General features: G+C 58.6%; 12 protein-coding genes. 5 read left to right on the top strand and 7 right to left on the bottom strand.

Features of this window, described 5'->3' with window-relative positions; translation table 11 throughout:
* Positions 1–151: 151 nt before the first annotated feature.
* From T18_RS13395 to T18_RS13375, 5 genes are all read right to left on the bottom strand, one after another.
* Entirely contained in the window at positions 152–1048 is an 897-nt protein-coding gene (locus T18_RS13395; protein WP_038495249.1) for a MurR/RpiR family transcriptional regulator, read from the bottom strand.
* A gap of 95 nt (positions 1049–1143) precedes the next feature.
* On the bottom strand, positions 1144–2103 hold the full coding sequence (locus tag T18_RS13390; RefSeq protein ID WP_038495252.1) for an ABC transporter substrate-binding protein: 960 nt from the start codon (positions 2101–2103) through the stop codon (positions 1144–1146).
* A gap of 7 nt (positions 2104–2110) precedes the next feature.
* Positions 2111–3151, bottom strand: coding sequence for a FecCD family ABC transporter permease (locus T18_RS13385; RefSeq protein ID WP_038495255.1), 1041 nt, complete (start codon positions 3149–3151; stop codon positions 2111–2113).
* The gene (locus T18_RS13380; RefSeq protein ID WP_038495258.1) at positions 3148–4191 is read right to left on the bottom strand and encodes a FecCD family ABC transporter permease; all 1044 of its coding nucleotides are present in this window, start codon (positions 4189–4191) and stop codon (positions 3148–3150) included. Before T18_RS13380 ends, T18_RS13385 begins: the two co-directional genes overlap by 4 nt.
* Positions 4188–5012 carry an ABC transporter ATP-binding protein gene (locus T18_RS13375; RefSeq protein ID WP_038495261.1) on the bottom strand — a complete coding sequence of 275 codons (825 nt, stop codon included), beginning with the start codon at positions 5010–5012 and terminating at the stop codon, positions 4188–4190. The genes T18_RS13380 and T18_RS13375 overlap by 4 nt, the downstream gene beginning before the upstream one ends.
* Positions 5013–5283: 271 nt before the next feature.
* Here T18_RS13375 and T18_RS13370 point away from each other — a divergent pair, with 271 nt between their 5' ends.
* Positions 5284–7455 (top strand): TonB-dependent siderophore receptor, encoded by a 2172-nt coding sequence (locus T18_RS13370; protein ID WP_038495265.1) that lies wholly within the window; start codon positions 5284–5286, stop codon positions 7453–7455.
* Between the two features lie 298 nt (positions 7456–7753).
* On the opposite strand, the gene dinB is transcribed toward T18_RS13370, so the two are convergent.
* Positions 7754–8833 carry a DNA polymerase IV gene (dinB, locus tag T18_RS13365; RefSeq protein WP_038495268.1) on the bottom strand — a complete coding sequence of 360 codons (1080 nt, stop codon included), beginning with the start codon at positions 8831–8833 and terminating at the stop codon, positions 7754–7756.
* 23 nt (positions 8834–8856) lie between these two features.
* Entirely contained in the window at positions 8857–10923 is a 2067-nt protein-coding gene (locus T18_RS13360; RefSeq protein WP_038495271.1) for an ATP-dependent helicase, read from the bottom strand.
* Between the two features lie 287 nt (positions 10924–11210).
* Between T18_RS13360 and T18_RS13355 the strand changes: the two genes are divergently transcribed.
* From T18_RS13355 to T18_RS13340, 4 genes are all read left to right on the top strand, one after another.
* Complete coding sequence (locus T18_RS13355; protein ID WP_038495274.1) at positions 11211–11948, top strand: prolyl oligopeptidase family serine peptidase; 738 nt, start codon at positions 11211–11213, stop codon at positions 11946–11948.
* 211 nt (positions 11949–12159) lie between these two features.
* The gene (locus T18_RS13350; RefSeq protein ID WP_025594973.1) at positions 12160–13230 is read left to right on the top strand and encodes a LacI family DNA-binding transcriptional regulator; all 1071 of its coding nucleotides are present in this window, start codon (positions 12160–12162) and stop codon (positions 13228–13230) included.
* 5 nt (positions 13231–13235) lie between these two features.
* Positions 13236–14837, top strand: coding sequence for an FAD-dependent oxidoreductase (locus T18_RS13345; protein ID WP_038495277.1), 1602 nt, complete (start codon positions 13236–13238; stop codon positions 14835–14837).
* A gap of 49 nt (positions 14838–14886) precedes the next feature.
* A complete protein-coding gene (locus tag T18_RS13340) occupies positions 14887–16158 on the top strand; it encodes an ABC transporter substrate-binding protein (protein WP_038495280.1) in 1272 nt (423 codons plus the stop codon).
* The last annotated feature ends 6 nt before the right edge of the window (positions 16159–16164 follow it).

Below are 16164 nucleotides of genomic sequence, written 5' to 3'. Positions count from 1 at the left end.
TCGCGGATCCTGTCTGGTCTGCCTGCTTACGGTGATATGACTTCATCGCTTCGGACAGTCAATAACGCTTTATCAGTCTACCACACAAGAGTATCTCGTCTCCGACAGGGAGTATAACGGATAGCTTGCCGGTCCGAACCTCGCCTCGACACTATGTCCGCTTGTGCGGCCTGATCGACGTTCTCAGTTCCACCAGCCTTTCCAGTGTCTCAAGGCTTCGGTCGGGGCGGGCAGCGGAGAGGGCGAGCGCCATGGTTTCCATGGCGATGAAGGATGGGGCGTGTAGCGCTACCCCTTCGTTCTTTGCACGGGGCAGCAGGAGATAAGCGTTGGCGTGTTTTTTGAGAACGCTGTCTTCCTGGCCGAGCAGCATGATAATCGGGATGTCGAGGCGGCCAGCCTCAGCGATTGCGGTTTGGGCTTCGCGGTGGGCGCGGCCGTGCAGGAGCATGATGAGGACGTGGCCGTTTTCAAGGTCGAGCAATTGTTCGGCAAGCGTAATGCCGGTGGCGTTCAGCGCATAGGAGCGAACGCCTGAGCGCTGGAACAGCCGGGTGGCATAGGTGGCGATGACGCCGGAGGCTCCGATGCCGAGGACGCCGATGCCGCGTGCTTCCGCCAGAAGACGCACGGCGGCGGCCATGGCGTCGCGGTTTTCCACAGTGGCCAGCATTTCCAGCGCGTTTTTCTGGTTCTCGAGAACGAAGTCGATTGCCGCGTCGCAGTTGCCCGAAATGGATTTCGTGGTAGCGGCCAATTTTTCAACCGGCGAATCCGTCACGCCGAGATAGGCCTCCAGAGTTTCCTTGAGATCGACCAGCCCCTGAAACCCAAGTGCCTGAATGGCGCGAATGACCGTCGCATCGGAGGTATTGGTCTCAAAGCCGATCTCCAGCGCCGATTTACCGAGAACGGCATGGCGGTGGCCGTCAATATATTCGGCAACGGCAAGCAGCCCTGGCGAAAGACGGTCGCGGCGCTTGCGCAGTTGCTCACCGAAACGGTCTGTATGTCTAGGCCTTGATGTACGGGTTTCGCCAGTCGTCATGGGACTTTCCGTGAAGGTGAGTTTCTTACTCTTCTTCACGGATTAGCAGTGCGCCAAGCTCGCAGGCAAGCGCTTTTGTCGCGGCAATCGTTCCCTTACTTTTCAGCCTCGGGCCTTACCGTGAGATGCGACTGGATCGCGGAGACCATCAGGCTGAGAGCGGCATAGGAGTTGGAGATTGCCTCTTCCCGCGGCAGAAGGATGTAGCGACCGTCGCGGCAGGCCTGCAGAAAATTGCAGAAACCCGGCATCACAGCTTCCATCATGTCGATTTCGGCCTGCGGAGAAGCGCCGGTATCGGAACGATAGGGATCGAAAATGAAGTCGGCGTCGAGCTCCGGCAAGCGCTCGGCGCTTACCTCGATGCGCTCGCCGTCTGGAATATTGTCGATGATGGCTGGGAAACGAAAACCGGCATCTCGCAGCACCCGGCCGAGCGCACGATACGTATGGTAGACGCTAATCTTGCCATTCAGTGGCTGGAACACCGAGACAGTGCTCGCGCCGGTATCGACCGAGGCCTTCAGCGCTTCGATCTGCGCCCGGTAGCGTCGGTCCAAAACGGCAAGTCGCGCCTGCGTGCCGGTCAGTTCAGCCAGCACCCTGTAGATATGCGGCGCGCCGTCCTTCGTATTGTCGATGGCGACGGTCGGGGCGATCTGCTCCAGTTTTTCGATTGGTGTCGGTCGGTCCGGTTCCGTCAGGATGAGATCGGGCTTGAGCGCGACTATCGCTTCCAGATCGGCGTTGATGGAGCCGATATAGGCGATGTGGCTATTGTCGAAATCGACACCGGTCAAAATGGCGCTGGAGCGCAGGTATGGTTTGCCGTCTCCACCCATGCGGCCATGGCTACCCACCGGTATCACACCCAATTCTATCAGCGGAATGGTGAGATCGATGTCGTGCAGGGCGACGATACGTTTCGGCTGTAAGGGGACGGACACGGTGCGGCCGAGGTCGTCGGTAAAGGTCCGGCTGCCCTCCGCGTGAGCAACGCATACCCCCAGAAGAAGTCCGGCGGTTGAAACGAAAGCGAGAATGGTATTGCGCATGAAAGACCTATAGGCGGTGTCGGTGAAACCAAAGAAGGGTAAGAAGCGTGGGGGCGCCCACGGCCGAAAGAACGAGCCCGGTCGGCAATTCCAGCGGTGAAAAAGCGGTTCGGGCAATCGTATCGGCAATTGCAACCAGCGTCGCTCCTGCCAGACCCGCGCCCATAACAAGACCAATATGGGAGCTGCCCGGCAGCAAAAGTCGGGCGATATGCGGGCCGATCAGGCCGACAAAACCGATGCTGCCGATAAAGGAGATACAGGATGCGGTGAGAACGACCGCAAGGATGACATGCAGCGCTGATAGCCAGCGGGTGTGAACTCCGAGTGCCGCTGCATTATTGTCGCCGAGCGCCTGAACATCGGCGGCACGGGTGGTTAGGAGAACAAGACAAAGGGTGATGGCCAGGATGGCTGAAAGGATCGAGACGGCGGTCCAGGATGCGCCTTGCAGGTTTCCTACCATCCAGATCATCGCCGTCTGCAAATTGCGAATATCAAGCGATGCCATAAGGATAAGCAGCAAAGCTGATAAAAACCATGAGAAGCCGATGCCCGTCAGAACGAAGCGCATCCGTGAGGTGACACCGGAAAGCGAAAAGACGATTGCAGCACTCGCCATCCCACCGGCGATACCGGCCAGGGGGCGGAATATCACCGGCAGGGATGGCAACAAAAACAGGCAGCCCAGCACCGCGAGCAATGCGCCTTCGCGCACGCCGAGCAGGCCCGGGTCGGCAAGGCTGTTGCGGGTGGTCGCTTGCATGATGGCACCGGCAACGCCCAGCATGGCGCCGGAGACCATGGCAAGCGCTAGGCGCGAGAAGCGAAAGTCGAGAACCATCACGGCGTCATTCGAGGCGGGATCATTATTTCCAGCGGTCAATAAAGACCACAGGGAGGAGGCCGGGATATATTGGCTGCCGGCGGTAAGCGACCATACCGTGACAAGCGTAAGGCAAAGGGTAAGCGTCACCATAATAGCCAGCCGCTGCGGCAAGAGGCGAAATGAAAAATGCGCCAGTCTGATGACCCTGTAACGGTTCATTTAAACACCCTGCGCACCAACCAGAGAAAGACAGGCGCCCCGACAAGGCCGGTCATTGCCCCAGTCGGCAGTTCCTTTGGCGCAAGGATCAGGCGGGCGGCGAGATCGGCGGCGATCAGTAAAACCGCGCCGCCGAGCGCGGCTATGGGAATGGCAAGCAGAAGCCGCCCCGTTCTTAGCCGCGACACGAGTGGCGGCACCACCAGACCGACGAAACCTATAGGCCCGGTGACGGCTATGGCCGCGCCACAGAATAGCGATATTGCGGCAAGCGCCAAGATCCGGGTCGAACGGACAGGCACGCCAAGTGTTGTGGCGGTGGTGTCACCCAAAGCGAGCAGATCGAGCCGCGGCGCGACGGCAAATGCAAGGAGAAGTGCGATAATGGCGGCAGGCAGGGCGGCGGCGACGGCTGCCATCGAAATGCCTGCCGTATCGCCAACCAGCCAGAAGCGCATCTGCTGTAATGTTTCCTCGTTGAGAATGAGGATGGCGGAGGTAAGGGTTCCGGCAAGCGTCGACAGCGCGATGCCGCAAAAGACGAGTTTTGCTGGCGTCAGACCCTGCCGTCCGGCGGACGCGAGCAGAAGGACGAGTGAGAAGCTGATGCCTGCGCCGGTGGCCGCCAGCACAGGGCGCAAGGCCGGCGTTGCGATTAACCCCAGCGGCGTCACGGTCGCCGCGACGACCGCGAGGCTCGCGCCCGCATTTAATCCCAGAATATGCGGCTCGCCCAGCGGGTTTCGAAGCAGGGTCTGCAACAGAAGCCCTGCCACTCCAAGGCAGGCGCCGGCTTGCAGCGCAGCAAGCAGACGCGGAAGCCGCAGACGCAGCAAAACCTGCTGGTCAAAATTGCGGGCGTCGTAGGAAAATATCAGGTCGTTCAGCACATGTGGGGCAACGGCGCGCGGGCCAGTACCAATATGTGCCAGAATCAGAAGCATCATGGCCAGAAGCATAAGCAGTGCTGCCGCAAGCGCGCGGCCATAGGCCTTCTCCTGCATGGCGGGCTTGCTGTAACTCATCCTGGCGAACATCATGCCGTGCCAGTCCGTCCGGGCAGGGGAAGAAATACCGGCCTCGCCGTGACCGGATGCGTGAGCTGGGCGACAGGCATGTCGAAAACGTCCGAGATGATTTGGGCATCGCACAGCGTCGCTGTTTCCAGCCGGTGCCGCAGCCGTCCATCCTTCAGAAAAATCAGGTGATCGGCATATTGCAGGGCGAGATTAATATCATGCAACACGGCAACGATCGTGCGGTTGTGGTGGGTGACGAGGCCAGCCAGCATATCCAGCACCTCTATCTGGTGATGCAGATCCAGAAATGTCGTCGGTTCGTCCAGCAGGATGATATCTGTCTGCTGCGCGAGCGCCATGGCGATCCACGCGCGCTGGCGCTGGCCGCCGGAGAGGCTGTCGATTGCTCTTTCGGCAAGGCCGAACATTCCGGTCACGGAAAGTGCCTCGTCCACTGCGTCCGCGTCTTCCTCGCTCCACTGCTTCAAAAATCCCTGATGCGGGTAACGGCCACGGGAGACGAGATCGAAGACCGAAAGCCCTTCCGGCGTGTGGTTCTGCTGTGCCAGCATGCCCAGCCGCTTCGCCACCTCCCGTGTGGGATGATGAAATATGTCGCGGCCGTCGAGAAGGATATAGCCGCTTGCCGGGCGGTGCAGGCGGGCAAGTGCGGAGAGAAGCGTCGATTTTCCCGACCCGTTCGGACCGAGCAGAACGGTAAATCGGTTCGGCGCAACGTCTATGGACACGTCGGCAAGCACGGGGGTGTCGCCATAGGCAAACTCAATTGCATTGGCCGCAAGACGTATGCCCGCGCGTCTGTTTTTGTCACCGTCGTCCAAGATTTTCCCCGTTTGTGAGCCGCCACCAGAATTATTGATGACTGTAGTAGTCAAGTATATAGCTTTCGAAAAGCCGGTTTTTACGCGGTGATTTGCACAAAAAGCGACGATCTTGACCCCGAATCAGAACTGTGGAGGCATGAACGAGCGCGCATTCGCCAGATGTTTCGCCCGTCACAAGCCGAATTAAAGTTGACTACTACATTCATCAATTGAAAGAGCGGTGCATCATCGTCGCGATGACGATTTAGGGCAGCCGGGGACAAGACAGATGCACGACGGTTCGATGATCATTCAGGTAGGCTCGCGAGCGCTGTTGGCGTTGCTTCTGGCCGGAGTTGCCCTGCCTGCTTTTGCGCAGGAGACCACGGCACCGAAGAAAAATGCCGATGGGACGACCGTGCTTGAGACGATAACCGTTAATGCCGACGTCAAAAAAGGCGCACGCGGCTATCAGCCGATAACCACCGGCACTGCGACGCGCACCGAAACGCCGATCCTCGATATTCCGCAATCGGTCAACGTCGTGACAAACAAAGTGCTGCGTGACCAGCAGGCGCGCTCGCTCGATGATGCGCTCGCCAATGTCAGCGGCGTTACCCAGTCAAACACGCTGGGCGGCACGCAGGATGCCGTTATCCGCCGTGGTTTTGGTGACAATCGCGATGGCTCGATCCTCATCAACGGGCTGAAGACTGCATTGCCGCATTCCTTCAACGATACTGCAGAGCGAGTGGAAGTGCTGAAAGGGCCGGCATCCACGCTCTACGGCATTCTCGATCCGGGCGGCATGGTGAATGTCGTGACGAAGAAGCCTGAAGATACTTTCTCCGCCGAAGCGTATTCGCGCTTCTCAGCCTTTGGGGCGGGCAAGTATGGTACATCCGGAGGTTTCGATGTGACCGGACCTATTGCGGGAACGGATTTTTCCTATCGCCTGATCGGTCAGGGGGAGAACAGCGACTACTGGCGCAATTTTGGTGAGAAGAAGAACTGGCTGATAGCACCCTCGCTGAAATGGAGCGGCGAGGATACCGACATTACGGTTTCCTATATGCATGAGGATTACAGCGTGCCCTTCGATCGCGGCACGATCTTCGATCCAGCGACCGGCAAGGCAATCAATGTCAGCCGACGTCTCAGGCTGGACGAGGCCTATAACATCACCGATGGCAAATCCGATCTGGCGAGTATCTCAGTAGACCGCCAATTGTCCGAAGACTGGAAACTGTCGCTGAACTACGCCTATAGCCAAAACGAATATTCCGACAACCAGGCCCGCGTGATGGGTTACAATTCCCGCACGGGGCAGGTGACGCGACGCGCTGACGCTACGCAATATTCCACCATCTACAACCATGCGGCCCGCGCTGATTTGACCGGTGAGGCCGATATTGGTGGCCTGCGCAACGATCTGCTGTTCGGCATGTCCTACGATTACAGCGACACGCTGCGCACCAACATGTTGCGATGCGCGAATTCGACGAATTTCAACATTAACAATCCCGTTTACGGCAGGTTGCCGGCATGCACGACGGTCAGGGACGTCGACAGCGACCAGACGGAGGAGCTTTCCACTGCTTCGATCTATATGCAGGACGCCGTGCATCTGGGCGATCAATGGATCGCTGTCGGCGGTTTGCGCTACCAGTATTACGACATCTATGCCGGCAAAGGCCGCCCCTTCGTCGTCAACACCCAGAACAATGGCGGCGAACTCATCCCCAATGCCGGTCTCGTCTACAAGATCACGCCGGATGCATCCCTTTATGCCAATGTGGCGAAAACCTTCCGCCCGCAATCCTCGATCGGAGCCTATTATGGCGGGCTCGATCCGGAGGAGGGCATTTCCTATGAGGTGGGCGCCAAGCTCGACCTGTTCACCGGTTTGAATGCCAATATTGCTTTGTTTAATGCCCGCAAGCGCAATGTCGCCTATTCGGAGGATGTAGGCGGTGTGTCGACGGTGAAGGCCGCCGGTCTCGTTCGCTCGCGCGGGGTGGAGGTGGATATTGCCGGCAACCTTACCGATAGTCTCGATCTAATCGCAAGTTATGCCTATACGGACGCTCTCGTTCTCGAAGATTCCACCTATGCCGGCAAGCGCTTGCCGAATGTCGCGCGTCACACCGGCTCGCTGTTTCTTGCCTATGATGTCGGTGAGGTCGGGCCGAACGGCAACACGCTGCGGATCGGCGGCGGAGTGCGGGCCGTCGGCCAGCGTGCCGGCATCAACGACAATTCCTATGACCTGCCGGGTTATGCCGTCTTCGACGCCTTTGCGACCTATACGCTTCAGCTGGAGAAACCGGTGACCCTGCAGCTCAATCTGAAGAACATCTTCGACAAAAGCTATTATACCTCATCCATTGGCTCCACCAGCTACGCCAATGCTGTCGGCGAGCCCTTCAACGTCAGCCTCACGGCCAGCGTGAAATTCTAAGGGTACAGGCGGCGCAATCCATCTGGGTCATGCCGCTGCTGATGAAAGCAGACTCGTGCGTTTCTTGCATGGCTGCGCTGCATTAAAGCCTATTTAATATGCGGTAAAACCGGGTATCTTGTTTTCATCGAAGCGATGCACCTCCTCCCGCAAAGCTTCGGATTGAGATGACCCTATCCTCCTCCCAAGGGTTGTCTTGTGAACAATGGCACTCCTCCTCCCAGCCGTTGTTCGAAATTTCGGAAAGCCTGCCGCACCTCCTCCCGCGGCGGGCTTTTTCGTTTTCGGGACAGCGGCATCACAGGCCAAGTGCGAGCTGCGCTTCCTCTTCACTCTCTTCGGTGCTCAGCGAGGAAAGGGTAATCCCCAACAGCCTTACCGGACGTTTGAATGGAAAGACGGAGGCAAGCAGGGTCTCTGACATCTCCTGGATCGTTGCGAGGTCTGACACGGCTCCCGACACTGTTTTGCTGCGTGTCGCCTGGCTGAAATCCGAATATTTGATTTTCACGGTCACCGTCTTTCCCGTGATGTCGTGGGCCTCGCAATAACGCCAGACTTTCTGAGCCAAAGGGCCAAGCTCCGCCTTCGCTAAGTTGAGATCGTCGATATCCTCGACGAATGTGTCTTCTGCGCCGACAGATTTGCGGATGCGATCGGGCTTGACCTGCCGTTCATCGATACCTCTGGCGATGTTGTAGAAATAATGGCCGGACTTCCCGAAATGCTGTTGCAGAAAACCGAGTGATTTCGACTTGAGATCGCGCCCTGTTTCGATGCCGTGCCGTTTCATCCGCTCGGCCGTGGCGGGTCCGACGCCATGGAATTTCTTGACGGCCAGGGCTTCAACAAAGCCAGGCCCATTCTTCGGCGTGATGACGGCCTGGCCATTCGGTTTGTTCAGGTCGCTTGCCATCTTGGCCAGAAACTTGTTGTAGGAGATGCCGGCAGATGCATTGAGACTGGTGACCGCCTTGATCTTTGCGCGGATCTCCAGCGCAATTTCGGTGGCGATCTCCATGCCTTTCAGGTTTTCGGTGACATCGAGATAGGCTTCGTCGAGCGATAGCGGCTCGATGAGCGGGGTATATTCGGCAAATATCTCCCGTATCTGTTGCGACACCTGCCGGTATACCTCGAAGCGTGGCGGTACGAAGATCAGATCCGGGCATTTCCGTTTGGCAGTGACGGATGGCATGGCGGAATGCACGCCGAAGGTTCTCGCCTCGTAACTTGCCGCAGCCACCACGCCTCGTGCAGCCGATCCGCCGACGGCGACGGGCAGGCCGCGAAGTGCGGGATTGTCGCGTTGCTCCACCGATGCATAAAAGGCATCCATGTCGATATGGATGATCTTTCGAACAGCCGTGTTATCCATCGTTCCAGCCTGTACGATCTTCCCTATTTCCACATCGCCCGCATCCGCGCGCCTACATCGATGCGGATCTGCTGCGCGCTGCGCTCGGAGGCTGCGGCCGAAACCAGCGGCCAGGTGGCCGTTTCAAAGAACTGCAGCAAAGTTGCCGGTATGAAGCGGGTTCTAGCGGCATAGACATGCCGGTCGCCCTGCGCGTTCTGGCCATGGGTGAAGAACCGTTGCGGGGTTATCAGTGACAGACTGTCCTTGGCGCGGGTCATGGCGACATAGAGCAGCCGGCGTTCCTCCTCGACTTCATGGGTGGAGCCGACGCCCAGATCGGAGGGTATGCAGCCATCGACCACGTTCAGGATAAAGACGGAACGCCACTCCTGGCCTTTTGCCGAATGAATGGTTGAAAGCGTCAGGTAATCCTCATCGAGCAGCGGCACGCCTGCCTGATCGCTGGTGGCGTCCGGCGGATCGAGCGTCAGTTCGGTGAGGAAGCGTTCGCGGGAAGGATAGCCGCCGGCAATCTGCTCGAGTTGCAGCAAATCGGCCTTCCGCGTCTCGGCATCCTCATGGATGCGTTCGAGGTGCGGCTCGTACCAGAGCCGCGCCTGCTCGATATCTGATGGCCAGCCGCCGTGCGATTTTCGCAGGTTCGCCAGCAACTGCACGAAGGATACCCAGTCATCACCGGTTTTGGGTGGCGGCGGAATTTCGGCAAGGGCGAGCAAAGGTTCGGGATCTGCCGCAATCGTATCGAGAATATTGCCGGCTTTCTTCGGCCCGATACCCGGCAGCATCTGAAGTAGCCTGAAACCGGCGACGCGGTCGCGCGGGTTTTGCGCGAAACGCAATACCGCCAGCATGTCCTTTACATGGGCACTGTCGAGAAACTTCAGGCCGCCAAATTTGACGAAGGGAATATTGCGGCGTGTAAGTTCAACTTCAAGCGGCCCGCTGTGACTGGAGGTGCGAAACAGCACGGCCTGTTGCTTCAGCGTCATGCCGGTCTCACGATTGGCCAGCACCTGGTCGATAATGAAGTTTGCCTGCTCGGTTTCGCTTTTTACTGTCACGAGCTTCGGCCGCTCGAGCGACTGTCGTTCGGTCCAGAGGTTTTTGGTGAATCGCTCACGGGCAAGGTCGATGACACCATTGGCGGCAGCCAGTATCGGCTGTGTCGAGCGATAGTTGCGATCAAGGGTGATAATATCTGCAGCCGGGCTGAAAGATGCCGGAAAATCGAGGATATTGCGCACCGTTGCTGCCCGGAAGGAATAGATCGACTGCGCGTCGTCACCCACGACGGTCAACCCGCGACCGCCCGGCTTCAGTGCCATCAGCACCGCGGCCTGCAGCCGGTTGGTATCCTGATATTCATCGACCATCACGTGGTCGAAACGATTGCCGATATCGCCTGCAAGGTCGGGATCGCCGACCATCTGGGCCCAGTAGAGCAGAAGATCGTCGTAATCGAGAACGTTCTGGGCCTGCTTGGCCTCGACATAGGCGGCGAATAATTGCTTGAGCTCTTCTTCCCAGCTGGACACCCATGGATAGTGCTGGCGCATGATGTCTTTCAGCGGCGTTTGTGAATTGACGGCGCGCGAATAGATCGCAAGGCAGGTGCCCTTTGTCGGAAAACGGCTCTCGGTCTTGGAGAAACCCAGTTCGTGTCGGGCAAGGTTCATCAGATCAGCGCTGTCTTCGCGGTCGTGGATCGTGAAATCCACGTCCAGTCCAATCTGTTCCGCATAGATTCGCAAGAGGCGCGCGCCGATCCCGTGAAACGTGCCGGACCACGCCATCGCATCCGTGAGGGCTCCGGCGTTAGCGCCAATGACCTGCTTGCAGATGCGCTCGACACGACGCGACATTTCGGAAGCGGCACGCCGTGAAAACGTCATCAGCAGGATACGGCGAGGATCGGCGCCATTGACGATCAGATGCGCCACCCGGTGCGCCAGCGTATTGGTCTTGCCGGAACCGGCACCGGCGATAATCAGCAACGGTCCAGCCGTGTGTCCGCCTGAAGGCCCAACGCCATGTTCCACGGCCTTGCGTTGCTGCTCGTTCAGTTTGTCCAGATAGGCAACCGCCATGCCTGCATCCTTGATATTTGCCTATCCGCACGACGACGGCATTTTTCAAAAGCACTCTTGTTGCAATGATTAGCAAAAACTCAAACAGCAGGCCAGAACAAATAATGAACGCATGTCTCTGTCCTCCACACTGCGGTGGACAAACCTGGCTGATCGATATTCGCAGCCTCAATCGGGTTCCGCATGGCGTGTTGACCGGCATGCTTTTCAAACCACTGAACCAACCCGGCGGCTGATGAGTTCACCAGTCGCGTCTTGGAAGACGTGTTTGTTGGGAGGACAAAAGCATGAAGCATCTGAAACTATGCCTGATCGCTGTTGCGGCACTGGCCACATCGACATTTGCCTTTGCCGAGCAGAAGGCCATGAGGTCTGACGCCACGATCGCGTCGGATATCAATTATCTGCTTTATACGCCCAAAGACTATGCCGGTTCGGACAAAACCTATCCTCTCGTGATCTGGCTGCATGGCGGCGATCAGGGCGGGAGCGACGTCGAAAAGCTGCGCCGCAGCGGTCTGCCAAAATTGATCGAAGGGGGCCGTGATTTTCCTTTCATGGTGTTTTCGCCACAAAATCCGAGCGAGGAACTGCTTTATCCGATCGAACGTGTCGCAAGCGTCTTGGCTTCCGTTGTGGCGGATCATCGGGTGGACCGCAGCCGTATCTATCTGATCGGATATAGCCGGGGAGGGTTCGGCGCCTGGTCAATGGCCGAGCAGTTTCCGCAAACTTTTGCTGCGGTCGTCCCAATTGCCGGTGGCGGCATCCGCCATTACCTCAACCGCACCAATGAAAAGACCGCCTTCTGGGCCTTTCACGGCTCAAGGGACGAGGTGATTCCTTTGTCCGATACTGTTGTCCTCGTCCAGCGTCTCCAGGAACTGAAACGCAACGTGCGGCTGACGGTTTTTGAAGATACGAACCATGAAGAGGTGGAGGCAAAAGTGCTCGGCGATGAGGCGATGTGGACCTGGCTTCTCCAGCAAAAGCTTGCCGACGCAAAGACGCCTTCGGCACCCTGAACCCGCAGCGGGCACCATTTTACCGCTGGTATGAAAGCCCATAACCCAGCGCGGCCGTCATAAGGCCGGGCTGGCCGCATCATAAGCCTTCGTCAAAACATCTCTCCGCAAGCGTGTCTTTCGCCTCTTGACACAGAGCAGGGAAATCGTGCTAATACGCATTAACAGCTAATACGTATTAGCAGTCAACGAGTGTCGGGGAGGGCATTGCGTGACCAGCCATAAACGCCTTACTCAGAACGATATTGCGAAGCTTGCCGGCGTCAGTCAGGCAACAGTATCGCTTGTTCTGAACGGCGCGCCGACCGCGATTGCGCGTATCCCGGCTGAAACACGCGAACGCGTACAGGCGGTCATTCGCAAGACGGGTTATGTCGCGGACCCGATCGCGCGCCGCATGGCCAAGGGGCTTAATCGCATCCTCGGCGTCTTCACCTACGAGCCTGCTTTTCCAAGCGCACAGGCGGACTTCTTCACGCCGTTCCTGTTGGGCATCGAGGAAGAGGCGCAACAGCAGGCGTACGATCTTCTGCTGCTGACCAGTGCCGGCGTCGGCAACAACCGCAAGATTTTTTCCGAGGGCAACAGGCTCCGGATCGCCGATGGCTGCCTTGTCCTGGGCCGTGAATTCGACCGCAAGGAGCTTACCCGGCTGGTCTCGGAAGATTATCCATTCGTGGCGATCGGCCGACGCGACGATGCTGGCGGGCCCGTGCCCTATGTCGGCGGCGACTATGCCGCGGGCACACGGCAGCTTGTTGAGGATGCCATGATGCTCGGGCATTCCAAACTCGCCTATATCGGCCCTGCGGGTCCGGCGGAATCGATTGCCGACCGCTGGCGAGGTTTCAGTGATGCGCTCGGCACGGCGGCGACGCTTGCATTGCACATAAAGGCGGTAAACCGGCCTGCCGAAAAGATCCTCGACGCGATCATCGAAAGCGGCGCGACGGTGGCATTTTTCATAGAACTGGCGGATGCGGTGCGCGTCGAGACTTTGGCACGGGAGCGCGGAATTGGGGTGCCCGACGTGTTTTCGATGGTCGTGCTTGGCAGCCATATTCGTGCCGGCCGCAGCCCGGTGCGTTTCACATCCTATGAAATTCCCCGTGAAGAGATGGGCCGGCAGGCGACTGCAATGCTGGTGAACCGCATCGAGACCGGCAGCCCGGGAAGTCAAATTCTACTCAAGTGCCAACCCGTCAAGGGTGAAACATTGGGACCGGCTCCAGTGGCCTCCCCAGATAAGTCCCCAGTCAACAAAACGGATGAGACGACGTGAAAGAGATGCAAGCAGACATTCTTGTGGTCGGTGGTGGCCTTGGCGGCGTGGCGGCGGCGCTCGGTGCCGCACGCGCCGGAAAGCGCGTGATCATGACCGAGGAATATGACTGGATCGGCGGTCAGTTGACCAGCCAGGCCGTGCCATCGGACGAACATAGCTGGGTCGAGCAGTTCGGTATCACCCGCTCTTATCGCGCACTACGCAACGGCGTGCGCCAATATTACCGCGACCATTATCCGTTGACGGAAGGCGCCCGCTCCTGGAGTGACCTCAATCCGGGTGGCGGCTGGGTCAGCCGCATCTGCGCCGAGCCGCGCGTCAGCCTTGCGGTGATGGAAAGCATGCTTATGCCCTATATCGGCGCCGACCGGCTGACGGTGCTCAAGCCCTATCGGCCGGTTGCTGCCGATGTGGACGGCGATAGGGTCCGCGCGGTCACCGTGCGCCATCGCGACAGCGGAGCGGAGATCGTCATTTCCGCCGACTACATTCTTGATGCCACCGAGCTTGGCGATCTGTTGCCGATGACGGGCACGGAATATGCCAAGGGGTTCGAGGCGCAATCGGACACGGGTGAGCCCAGTGCGCCGGCCAGCGCCCAGCCTGATAATGTGCAGGCCGTGTCGATCTGCTTTGCAATCGATCATGTCGACGGCGATCAGACGATCGACAAGCCTGATAATTACGACTACTGGCGCAAGTACCAGCCGCATTTCTGGGGTGGGCCGATGCTCGGTTTCACCGCGCCGCATCCGCGCACGCTGGAACACACGACCCGCTCCTTCACGCCCAATCCGGACGACGATCCGTTGCTGGTTGATGCCGACCAGCGCAAGGGCGGTGGCGATGAAAACCTCTGGATTTTCCGTCGCATCGCGGCACGCAAGAACTTTGCGCCAGGTTTTTATAAATCCGACATCTGCCTCGTGAACTGGCCGATGATCGACTATATGGACGGCACCATCATCGATGTGTCGGAAGAAGAAAAGGCGCGGCATCTGAAGGCGGCGGCCGAACTTTCCTATTCGGTGTTTTACTGGTTGCAGACCGAAGCGCCGCGCCTTGATGGCGGACAGGGTTTTCGCGGCCTGCGCCTCAGAGGCGATATTACCGGCACCGAACACGGCCTTGCCATGGCGCCCTATATCCGGGAAAGCCGCCGCATCAAGCCGGTCACGCGCATCGTCGAACAGGATCTTTCCTACACGGTTCGCGGTGACAGGGGGGCTGTCCGCTATCGCGACAGCATCGGCATCGGCATGTACCGCATCGATCTGCACCCATCGACCGGTGGCGACAACTATATCGATGTGCCTTCCTGCCCGTTCGAGATTCCGCTTGGCGCACTCATACCCGAGCGCGTGAAGAACCTTATTCCGGCGGGCAAGAACATCGGCACGACGCATATCACCAATGGCTGCTACCGCCTGCATCCAGTCGAATGGAATATCGGCGAAGTGGCTGGAATGCTGGCGGCCTATTGCCTGGAAAAAGGTCTCACACCGCATCAGGTGCAGGAAGACGATGACCATCTTCATGCCTTCCAGACGGCGCTGACCCGCGAAGGCATCGAAATACGCTGGCCGGATATCGCGGCCTATTAGGACGGCGGACTGTCGTTCGATCGAACCCATCTTTGGAGGAGGACTGGGAATGAATAGTCATTGGAGAATGCAAACCACGGCCTGCGCGCTGGCCCTTATCGGCTCGTTTGCGCTGGCAGGGGCAGCGGCGGCGCAGGATGCGGTCAAGCTGCGCATGACGATCTGGAGTGCCAACGAGGCGCATCTAAAGCTGTTCAACGACATCGCAGCCGGCTTCAAAAAGGACCATCCGAATGTCAGCGTGACCTATGAGTCCCTGCCTTTCGACACCTATACCACAGCGTTGACGACCCAGATCGCCGGTGGCAACGCCCCTGACATGGCCTGGATTTTCGAGACCTCGGCCTATGATTTCGTGAAGTCAGGCGCGCTCTATCCGCTTACCGACACGCTGAAGGCCGCACAGGGTTACAATCTCGACGAAGTCAGCGCCGGGGCCACGGAACGCTGGTCGCAGGACGGAAAGCTCTTCGCCTATCCGTTCTCGACCTCGCCCTTTGCGGTCTTCGTCAACAATGATCTCATCAACGCCGCAGGTGCAAAGACCCCGGCGGAGATGATCGCTGCCGGCGAATGGACCTGGGAAAACGCCATCGCCACCGCCTCGGCGGTCGCGAAATCCGGCAAGGGCGGGCTTGTCGTCCGCGACTTCAATTACCAAAACTGGCAATATCTGACCTCCGTGTGGAACGGCTGGGGCGCATCGCCCTGGAGCGCGGATGGCGCAACCTGCACCATGTCGGAAAAGCCGATGGCGGATGCGGTGTCGTTCATCCATGATGCCATCTTCAGCAAGAAGGCCATGCCCGGCCCCGGCGAGACGGTCGATTTCTTTGCCGGTAATGCCGCGATGACCATTACCCAGATCAGCCGGGCCTCGCTTTTGCCGAAGGACAAGCCTTTCGGCTGGGACCTCGTGCCGCTGCCGAAAGGACCTGCCGGTGAATACGCGCTGATCGGGCAGGCCGGCATCGGCGTCATGCAGTCTGGCAAGAATGCGCAGACGGCGGCCGAATTCGTTGCTTACATGACCAATCCGGAAAATTCGGCAAAGCTCAGCCAGTTCTTCCCCTCGGCACGCAAGTCGCTGTTGAATGCGGAGGTTTTGAAAAAAACCAATCCGCTGCTCAGCCAGGAACAGATCGAAAAGGTCGTCATATCAGGCATCGCCACAGGCAAGGTCATGCCCGGCCACACCGGCTTTGCCCAGATCCAGCAGATCGTGCGCTCAAACCTCGACGCGGTCTGGCGGCCGGAGGCCGATGTCGCGGGAGCGCTTCAAAAAATCTGCGGCCAGATCGCGCCGCTCCTGAAGCGCTGAGGAGAA

It is taken from the genome of Rhizobium sp. TBD182 (assembly GCF_001950375.1).
GTDB classification, from domain to species: Bacteria; Pseudomonadota; Alphaproteobacteria; order Rhizobiales; family Rhizobiaceae; genus Agrobacterium; species Agrobacterium tumefaciens.
Note: the sequence above shows the minus strand (reverse complement) of the source record. Positions and strands in the feature narration are given on the sequence as shown.